This window comes from Pseudonocardia sp. Ae331_Ps2, from assembly GCF_001932405.1.
Lineage (GTDB): Bacteria > Actinomycetota > Actinomycetes > Mycobacteriales > Pseudonocardiaceae > Pseudonocardia.
The window spans coordinates 3547074-3554473 of the sequence record NZ_MCIM01000001.1 but is presented as its reverse complement, the minus strand read 5'-3'; the positions used below and the strand labels follow the sequence as shown (position 1 = coordinate 3554473).

Below are 7400 nucleotides of genomic sequence, written 5' to 3'. Positions count from 1 at the left end.
GCGCCGTTAGCTCAATTGGCAGAGCAGCTGGCTCTTAACCAGCGGGTTCGGGGTTCAAGTCCCTGACGGCGCACCACCGATTCTGTGGGGGTAGGACGTCATCGTCCTACCCCCACAGCTCGTCCTGTCCCCTGCAGCTCATGGTGCCGACGGTTCCCGGCCGTGCTCATCCCGGCAGCCCCAGCAGCCGTTCGGCGTTGAGGTGGGCGATCTTCTCCATCGCGAGCGGGGGCAGGTCCGCCTCGCGGAGGAACGCCCGGGCGCCGTCGTTGCCCAGCATCGGGTAGTCGACGCTGAACATGATCCGGTCCACCCCGACCGTCTCGACGCAGAACCGGAGCTGGGCCTGGTTGAACATCCCGCTCGGGGTGATGTGGACGTTCTCCCGGAAGTAGTCCCCGACCGGACGGTCCAGGTGGGTGATCCGCTGCGGGAGGGCCTCCTCGATCCGTTCGAGGTAGAAGGGGACCATCTCGCCCCAGTGGCCGAGGACGAGCTGCAGGTCCGGGTACCGGTCGAACACCCCGGCGAGGACCAGATGGAGGAAGTGAGGTGTTCTCAGTAGCGGGGTGGCAGGTCGTGGCGACACGCCGAGGGTGGTGAGATGAGCGGGAACGGGGCAGGACCCCGGTAGATCGGTTCGGTCCAGCACAGATCGACACCGTCACCGAGGTCCTGCATGTCTGATCCTGTCACCTACACCGCTGTCCTCCCGATCGGGGAGCGCACCGTGGCCTATCTGGCGCGGCTCCTGGTCCTTCAACGCCGTCGACGTGGCACCCGGCGGCGGGCGTTGACCCCGTTCGCCCAGGCAGTGCTGGTGATCCGCTGGTTCTGTGATGCTACCCGGGTCCGATGTTTGGCCGGTGACAACGCGATCAGCACTGCAACGGCCTACCGTTACCTGCACGAAGGCATCGACGTCCTCGCCGCGGCCGCACCCGGCCTGCACGGAGCCCTGCTCGCCGCCCGCACAGCCGGGCACACCCACGTGAATCTCGACGGCACCCTGATCGCCACCGACCGGTGCCGCGCGCTCGGCCTCACCCCCGGGGTCGACCTGTGGTGGTCGGGCAAGCACCGCCGCCACGGCGGGAACATCCAGGTCCTCACCGCACCTGATGGATGGCCGCTATGGACCAGCGACGTGCGGCCGGGCCGCGAGCACGACACCCGCTGCGCCCGTACCCACCCCGGGCTGCTCGAGGGCCTGGCCGCGTTCACCGACGACACCCACGCCGCGCTGGGCGACCTCGGCTACGAAGGCGAAGCCGACCGGCTCACCGTGCCCATCAAACTCGCCCCCGGCCGCGGGCAGACGGTCAACCAGCGCACCGTCAACACCCTGCACTCAGCCCTTCGTGCTCTGGCCGAACGCGGAAACGCCCTGCTCAAGACCACCTTCGCCGCGTTGCGGCGAGTCACGCTATGTCCCTGGCGCACCGGCGCGATCACCGCAGCTGCGCTCGTACTACTCCACACCGAGTACGACCGCACGACATGATCAACCCGCTACTGAGAACACCTCAGTGGGTCCCCGTCTCGACGTGCCAGCCCCAGGCGCTCGTCTGCAGCCGGGCCGTGACGATCGGGTCGAGCCCGCCCTCGTAGTTCGACCGGGAGGTCTCGACCGGCGGGACGCCCGGGTGCAGATAGATGGGCACCCTCAGCTCCGCCGACCGCCGCAGGACGGGGTCGAACCGGGGCTCGTCGAGGAACCCGCCCCCGGTCCGGCCGTTGATCATGGATCCGACGAACCCGAGCTCACCGACGGCGCGGGCGAGCTCGTCGGCGGCGGCCTCCGGCACGGCCGTCGGCAGCGCGGCGAAGGCGGCGAAGCGGTCCGGGTGCGCCGCGACGGCCGCCGCCGTGCGGTCGTTGACCTTCCGGACGAGCTCCACGGCGACGTCGGCGGGCAGCTGCTGGGTGGAGAGGGTGGACAGGACCTGCACGGAGATGCCGTGAGCGTCCATGTCGGCGATCCGCCCCTCGCCCAGATCGAGGAGAACCTCGGGCGCCGGGGTGTAGGGGTACCCCGTCCCGGGGGCGTACGCCGCGGTGGAGCCGGGGCTGAGCCGCTCGGCCTCGGGCCTGCTCGCCCGCGCGACGTCGAGATCCAGGAAGTGCTCCTCGAGCGCGATGATCCGCATCGCGGCCTCCGTCCCGGACGGGTCGATCGTGCCTGGCACGTCGAGGCTAGCGGGCCACGGGGCTGCCGGCCCACGACGAGAGATCCTGCGAGGTCCCGGCCCGGCGGTCTACCCCACCGGCCCGAGCAGGGCGAGCAGGATCCGCGCCAGCTCGGCCCGGTCCTGCGGCGGGATCCGCGCGAGCCTGCGGTCGAACTCCCGCGCCAGCGCGGCGAGGGCCCGGTCGCGGGCGGCCTCCCCCTCGGCGGTCAGGACGAGCCGGTGGCGGCGCAGGTCGGCGTCGTCGATCTCCCGGCGCAGGTAACCGAGGCCGACCAGGGTGCGCACGTACGCCGTCACGCTCGCCTTCGGGATGACCAGCGTCGCGGCGAGCTGGGCCGGGTAGGGGGACGTGGCGACCTCGGCGAGGACGAAGAACTCCTTCGTCTCCAGGCCCAGCTCCGCCAGGTCGGCGACGCACTCCTCCAGCACGACGGTCAGCAGCCGATGGTTCAGCGACCACAGCTGCGCGGCGTCGACCGACACGAGCACCTCCCATTCCGTACGATGTCGAACAGAGTCGAAGTCGAACTACCTGCATGTCGAACTTCGACCGCTGTCGACCCTAGACGGAGGGGCTCCCGTGCCACTGCAGCACATCACGATCCCGCGCGGGCCCATCCGGCTCGCCGCCGATCTCCACCTGCCCCCCGGCACCGACGGGTCGACTCCCCGGCCTGCCGTGGTGCTGTCGACCCCGGGCAGCAGCGTCAAGGAGCAGATCGGCGCCGAGTACGCCCGCCGCCTCGCCGACCGCGGCATCGCCGCGCTCGTCCTCGACCCGGCCCACCAGGGGCGCAGTGGTGGCGAGCCGCGCGACCTCGAGGACCCGTACCGGCGGGGCGAGGACATCAGCTACGCGCTCGACGCACTGGACACCACGGCCGGGATCGACCCCCGGCGCATCGGCGTGCTCGGCATCTGCGCCGGTGGCGGGTACGCCGTCCACACCGCCCGCACCGACCACCGCATCAGGGCCGTGGGCGTGGTCGTCCCCGTGGACATCGGCACCGCGTTCCGCCGCGGCGCGTCCGACGGCCCCGTCGCCGCACTCGACGCCATGGCGGACGCCCGTTCGGCCGAGAACCGCGCAGGACACCTCACCCGCGAGAAGTGGCTCCCCGACAACGCCGAGGAGGCCGCCGCGCTCGGAGTGGACGACATCGACACGACACAGGCGATCCGGTACTACCGCACCGGACGGGGCGGGAGCGAGTACTCGACGAACCGTCGCCTCGCGCGGGGGGACTCCCTGCTGCTCGGGTACGACGCGTTCCACCTGGTCGACCCGCTCATGACCCAACCCCTGCAGGTCGTCCTGGCCGGCCGCGTCGGCACCACCGGCTCCTCCGAGGCCGGCATGCGGCTCTGGGAGACGGCCCCGAACCCCGTGGACCTCATGGTGGTCGACGGGGCGGGCCACTACGAGATGTACGACGAGCCCACCTACGTCGACGCCGCGGTCGACCGGCTCGCCGGCTTCTACTCCACCCACCTGTAGGCATCGGGCCCGACCGCCGCACCCGGCACCGCGGGGCAGGCTATCGTCGCTCCCAGTTCGTTAGCTCCGGACAAGGAGATGCCGTGGGGAACGACGTCGTCGTGCCGGCCGGTCCCGCCGGACGCCGGCACCGGCTGCTGATCCTGACCGTGCTCTGCACCAGCATCCTGATCGTCTCGATGGACGTCACGATCGTCAACGTGGCACTGCCCGCGCTCGTCGCGGACCTGCACGCCTCGATCACCGAGCTGCAGTGGACCGTCGACGCCTACACCGTCGTCCTGGCCTGCTTCCTGATGCTGGCCGGCGCGACGGCGGACCGGGTCGGGCGCCGCCGCGTCTTCCGGACCGGGCTCGTCGTGTTCGGCATCGGGTCGCTGCTGTGCAGCCTGGCTCCGACGGTCGGCTGGCTGATCGGGGCGCGGGTGGTGCAGGCGCTCGGCGGCGCGATGCTCAACCCGGTCGCCATGTCGATCATCACCAACGTCTTCACCGACGTCCGGGAGCGGGCCCGCGCGATCGGGGTGTGGGGCGCGATGGTCGGCATCTCGCTGGGCCTCGGCCCGGTGCTCGGCGGGCTCCTCGTGGACACCGTCGGCTGGCGGGCGATCTTCTGGGTGAACATCCCCGTGGTGCTGGCGGCGTGGGTCCTGACGGCGCGGCTCGTCCCGGAGTCGCGGGCCGCCCGTCCGCGGCGGGCCGACCCGGTGGGGCAGCTCCTGGTGGTGGCGCTGCTCGGGTCGACGGTGGCGGCGGTGATCGAGGGGCCGCGGCTGGGCTGGTCGTCGGCGGGGGTGCTCGGGCTGGCGGCGCTGGCCGTCGGCGCGCTGGTCCTGCTGGTCGTCTGGGAGCGGCGGCACCCCGAGCCCCTGGTGGAGCTGCGGTTCTTCCGGAGCGCCCCGTTCACCTCGGCGACGGTGATCGCGGTCTGCGCGTTCGCGGCGTTCGGCTCGCTGCTGTTCCTGTCCGCGCTCTACCTGCAGGACGTGCGGGGGCTCAGCGCCCTGCAGGCCGGGCTGACGCTGCTGCCGGCCGCCGTCGCGACGACGGTGGTCGCGCCGCTGGCCGGGCGGATGGTCGCCGCGCGCGGGGCCCGGCTGCCGCTCGTCCTCGGCGGGACGGCGATGGTGGCGGTCGCGCTGACCTTCTCCCAGCTCTCCCCCGCCACCCCGCTGTGGCTCGTGCTCGTCGCGCACGGGGTGTTCGGCTGCGGGTTCGCACTGCTCAACCCGCCGATCACGAACACGGCGGTGAACGGGATGCCGCCCGAGCGGGCCGGCGTCGCCGCGGCGGTGGCCTCGACCAGCAGGCAGGCCGGGCAGTCGTTCGGCGTCGCGATCAGCGGGACCGTGGTCGCCACCGCGGCGAGCACCGCCGCCGGGGTGGCGACGGCGTGGGCGGTCGTGGTGCCGCTGACCGTCGTGGTCGTGGTGCTCGGTGTGCTGGGGACCACGGCGCGGGCGCAGGCGTCCGCGGCCCGGGTCGCGGCACTGTTCCCCGCGGCACCGTCGTCCCCCGCCCGCGCGGCCTGAGCGGGGGACGGCGGCGTCATCCGTGCGGAGCGGCGCCCGCGGCGGCGTCGACGGAGTGGTCCAGCACGACCATGTGCCCGGCCGCGTGGGTGAACACGTACTCGGCACCGCAGCCGGGCAGGGCCAGCTGCGGGGTGACCCCGCAGGCCCAGAAGACCGGCACGTCACCCTCCTCGACCACCGGCTCCGGCCCGAAGTCCGGCCGGGCCAGGTCGGCGATCCCGATCGCGGCGGGGTCCCCGACGTGCACCGGCGCGCCGTGCCCGGTCGGGTAGCGCGCCGTCACCTCGACGGCCCGGTCGACGAGCGCGGCGGGCACCGCGCGCATGCTCACCACCAGCGATCCGTGCACCCGGCCCGCCGGCACGGTCGGGCAGGTCGTGACGTACACCGCGGGCGCGGACGAGCGCGGGTTGCGCCGCACCGGGACCCCGGCCCGTTCCAGGGGCTCCTCGAAGGTGTGGCTGCACCCGAGCAGGAACGCCACCGAGTCCGCGCGCCACCGGTCGCGCAGGTCGGTCGGCTCGCCGTCCTCGACGCCGTGGAGCCAGGTCCGGTAGCGCGGGAAGTCGGTGCGGACGTCGACCCAGGTGTCCCCGACGGTGACGACCGGGTCGCCGGTGTCGCCGACACCGAGCAGCGGGCACGGCGTCGGGTTCCGCACGCAGAAGAGCAGGAAGTCGTACGCCGTCGCCTGCGGGACCACCACCAGGTTGGCCTGCTGGTACCCGCCGAACAGGCCCGCGGTGGGCCCGGTCCAGCCCCCGGCGGCGGCCAGTGCCCGCAGCTCGGCCGGGGTGGCGGGCGCCGTCGTCGCGGCGGTCATCGGGCCAGCTCCCGGCGGGCGGTCTCGCGGACGGTGAGCAGGGTCAGCAGTGCGACGACCGTCGCGACCATCAGCAGGTAGCCGGGTGCGAGCGGGTCGCCGGTGACCGAGGTCAGCCAGGTCGCGAGGAACGGGGTGAGACCGCCGCCGATGATCGTCCCGCCGTTGAAGGCCAGGGACAGGCCGGTGTAGCGGACCCGGGTCGGGAACTGCTCGGCGTAGGTCGGGTAGGTGACGGCCTGCACGACCGGCATCGGCAGGGCCAGCAGGAACATGCCGAGGACGGCCAGGGTGAAGTCGCCGGTGCCCATCAACGCCATCGTCGGGAGGATCAGCACGGAGTAGCCGAGGAACCCGGCGACGATGAGCTTCTTGCAGCCGTAGCGGTCCGACAGCGCTCCGGCGAGCGGCATCAGGCACGCCACGAACAGCCCGATCGCGGCCATCAGCCAGAACGTGCTCGACTTCGGGTAGCCCAGCTCCGAGGTCAGGTAGATGTTCATGAAGATCAGGCCGATCCAGTAGCCCGCGTTCGACCCGGTGGCCAGCAGCAGCACGGTCACCAGCGCGCGCCGGTGGTGGGTGAGCACCTCCTGCACCGGGGCCTTGGGCAGCTCGCCCGCCGCGCGGCTGTGCTCGAACTCCTCGGAGTCCTCCAGCCGGTGCCGGGCGATCAGGGTGAGCACCACCAGCGGCAGCGCGAGCAGGAACGGGATCCGCCAGCCGAACGCGCTCAGCTGCTCGGCGGTCAGCAGGGTCGAGGTGACCCCCGCGACCAACGCCGCGGTGCCGCCACCGAGGGCGACCCCGACCGGCGTGAAGGACCCGAAGAAGCCGCGTCGGCCCGCCGGGGAGGACTCGGCGAGGTAGGTGGCCGACCCGGTCACCTCACCGCCGGCTAAGAAGCCCTGGGCGAGCCGGGCCAGGACCAGCAGGGCGGGGGCGAGCAGGCCGGCGGTGGCCGCGGTCGGCAGCAGCCCGACCAGGGCGGTCGCGGTGCCCATCCCGGTGATCGTGAACACCAGGACCGGCTTGCGGCCCAGGCGGTCGCCGAGCCGGCCGAGGACGATGCCGCCGAGCGGGCGCATGAGGAACGCGCTGCCGAACACCGCGAGCGTCGACAGCAGTGAGGCGACCGGGTCGGCGCTGGGGAAGAACAGCGGCCCGATGACGACGGCGAGGTAGCCGTAGACGCCGAACTCGTAGTACTCGACGGCGGTCCCGGACGCGGCGGCGAGCGCCGCGCGGCGGGACCGGGCCGAGCTCGGCGACGGGGTGGAGGGGGTCTCGGCGGCCCGCCCGGTGGGGGCGTCGCTTGATAGGGTCATGGGTGTCTCCCGGTGGGGGTCCCG

The 7400-nt window shown here is 72.9% G+C and carries 8 protein-coding genes and 1 tRNA gene; 4 read left to right on the top strand and 5 right to left on the bottom strand.

Annotated elements, in window-relative coordinates:
• A tRNA-Lys gene (locus tag Ae331Ps2_RS17095) sits at positions 1-76 on the top strand.
• A 90-nt stretch (positions 77-166) separates the two neighbouring features.
• Here Ae331Ps2_RS17095 and Ae331Ps2_RS17090 read toward each other — a convergent pair.
• A complete protein-coding gene (locus Ae331Ps2_RS17090; RefSeq protein ID WP_249265588.1) occupies positions 167-589 on the bottom strand; it encodes an amidohydrolase family protein in 423 nt (140 codons plus the stop codon).
• Between the two features lie 90 nt (positions 590-679).
• On the opposite strand from Ae331Ps2_RS17090, the gene Ae331Ps2_RS17085 reads away from it, so the two are divergent.
• A complete protein-coding gene (locus Ae331Ps2_RS17085; protein WP_075313133.1) occupies positions 680-1504 on the top strand; it encodes a transposase family protein in 825 nt (274 codons plus the stop codon).
• A gap of 22 nt (positions 1505-1526) precedes the next feature.
• Here Ae331Ps2_RS17085 and Ae331Ps2_RS17080 read toward each other — a convergent pair whose 3' ends face one another.
• Together Ae331Ps2_RS17080 and Ae331Ps2_RS17075 are read right to left on the bottom strand one after the other, a co-directional pair.
• Positions 1527-2189 carry an amidohydrolase family protein gene (locus Ae331Ps2_RS17080; protein WP_249265589.1) on the bottom strand — a complete coding sequence of 221 codons (663 nt, stop codon included), beginning with the start codon at positions 2187-2189 and terminating at the stop codon, positions 1527-1529.
• Positions 2190-2258: 69 nt separating this feature from the next.
• Positions 2259-2681 carry a MarR family winged helix-turn-helix transcriptional regulator gene (locus Ae331Ps2_RS17075; protein ID WP_233147456.1) on the bottom strand — a complete coding sequence of 141 codons (423 nt, stop codon included), beginning with the start codon at positions 2679-2681 and terminating at the stop codon, positions 2259-2261.
• A 91-nt stretch (positions 2682-2772) separates the two neighbouring features.
• Between Ae331Ps2_RS17075 and Ae331Ps2_RS17070 the strand changes: the two genes are divergently transcribed.
• Together Ae331Ps2_RS17070 and Ae331Ps2_RS17065 are read left to right on the top strand one after the other, a co-directional pair.
• Positions 2773-3690: an alpha/beta hydrolase gene (locus tag Ae331Ps2_RS17070; protein ID WP_075307774.1), complete on the top strand. Its 918-nt coding sequence runs from the start codon at positions 2773-2775 to the stop codon at positions 3688-3690.
• 83 nt (positions 3691-3773) lie between these two features.
• Positions 3774-5222 carry an MFS transporter gene (locus tag Ae331Ps2_RS17065; RefSeq protein ID WP_255407894.1) on the top strand — a complete coding sequence of 483 codons (1449 nt, stop codon included), beginning with the start codon at positions 3774-3776 and terminating at the stop codon, positions 5220-5222.
• 16 nt (positions 5223-5238) lie between these two features.
• Here the strand turns inward: Ae331Ps2_RS17065 and Ae331Ps2_RS17060 are convergent, their stop codons facing one another.
• Together Ae331Ps2_RS17060 and Ae331Ps2_RS17055 are read right to left on the bottom strand one after the other, a co-directional pair.
• Complete coding sequence (locus Ae331Ps2_RS17060) at positions 5239-6048, bottom strand: D-glutamate cyclase family protein (protein WP_075307776.1); 810 nt, start codon at positions 6046-6048, stop codon at positions 5239-5241.
• Positions 6045-7376, bottom strand: a complete 1332-nt coding sequence (locus Ae331Ps2_RS17055; protein ID WP_075307778.1) for an MFS transporter — start codon at positions 7374-7376, stop codon at positions 6045-6047. Before Ae331Ps2_RS17055 ends, Ae331Ps2_RS17060 begins: the two co-directional genes overlap by 4 nt.
• Positions 7377-7400 lie beyond the last annotated feature (24 nt).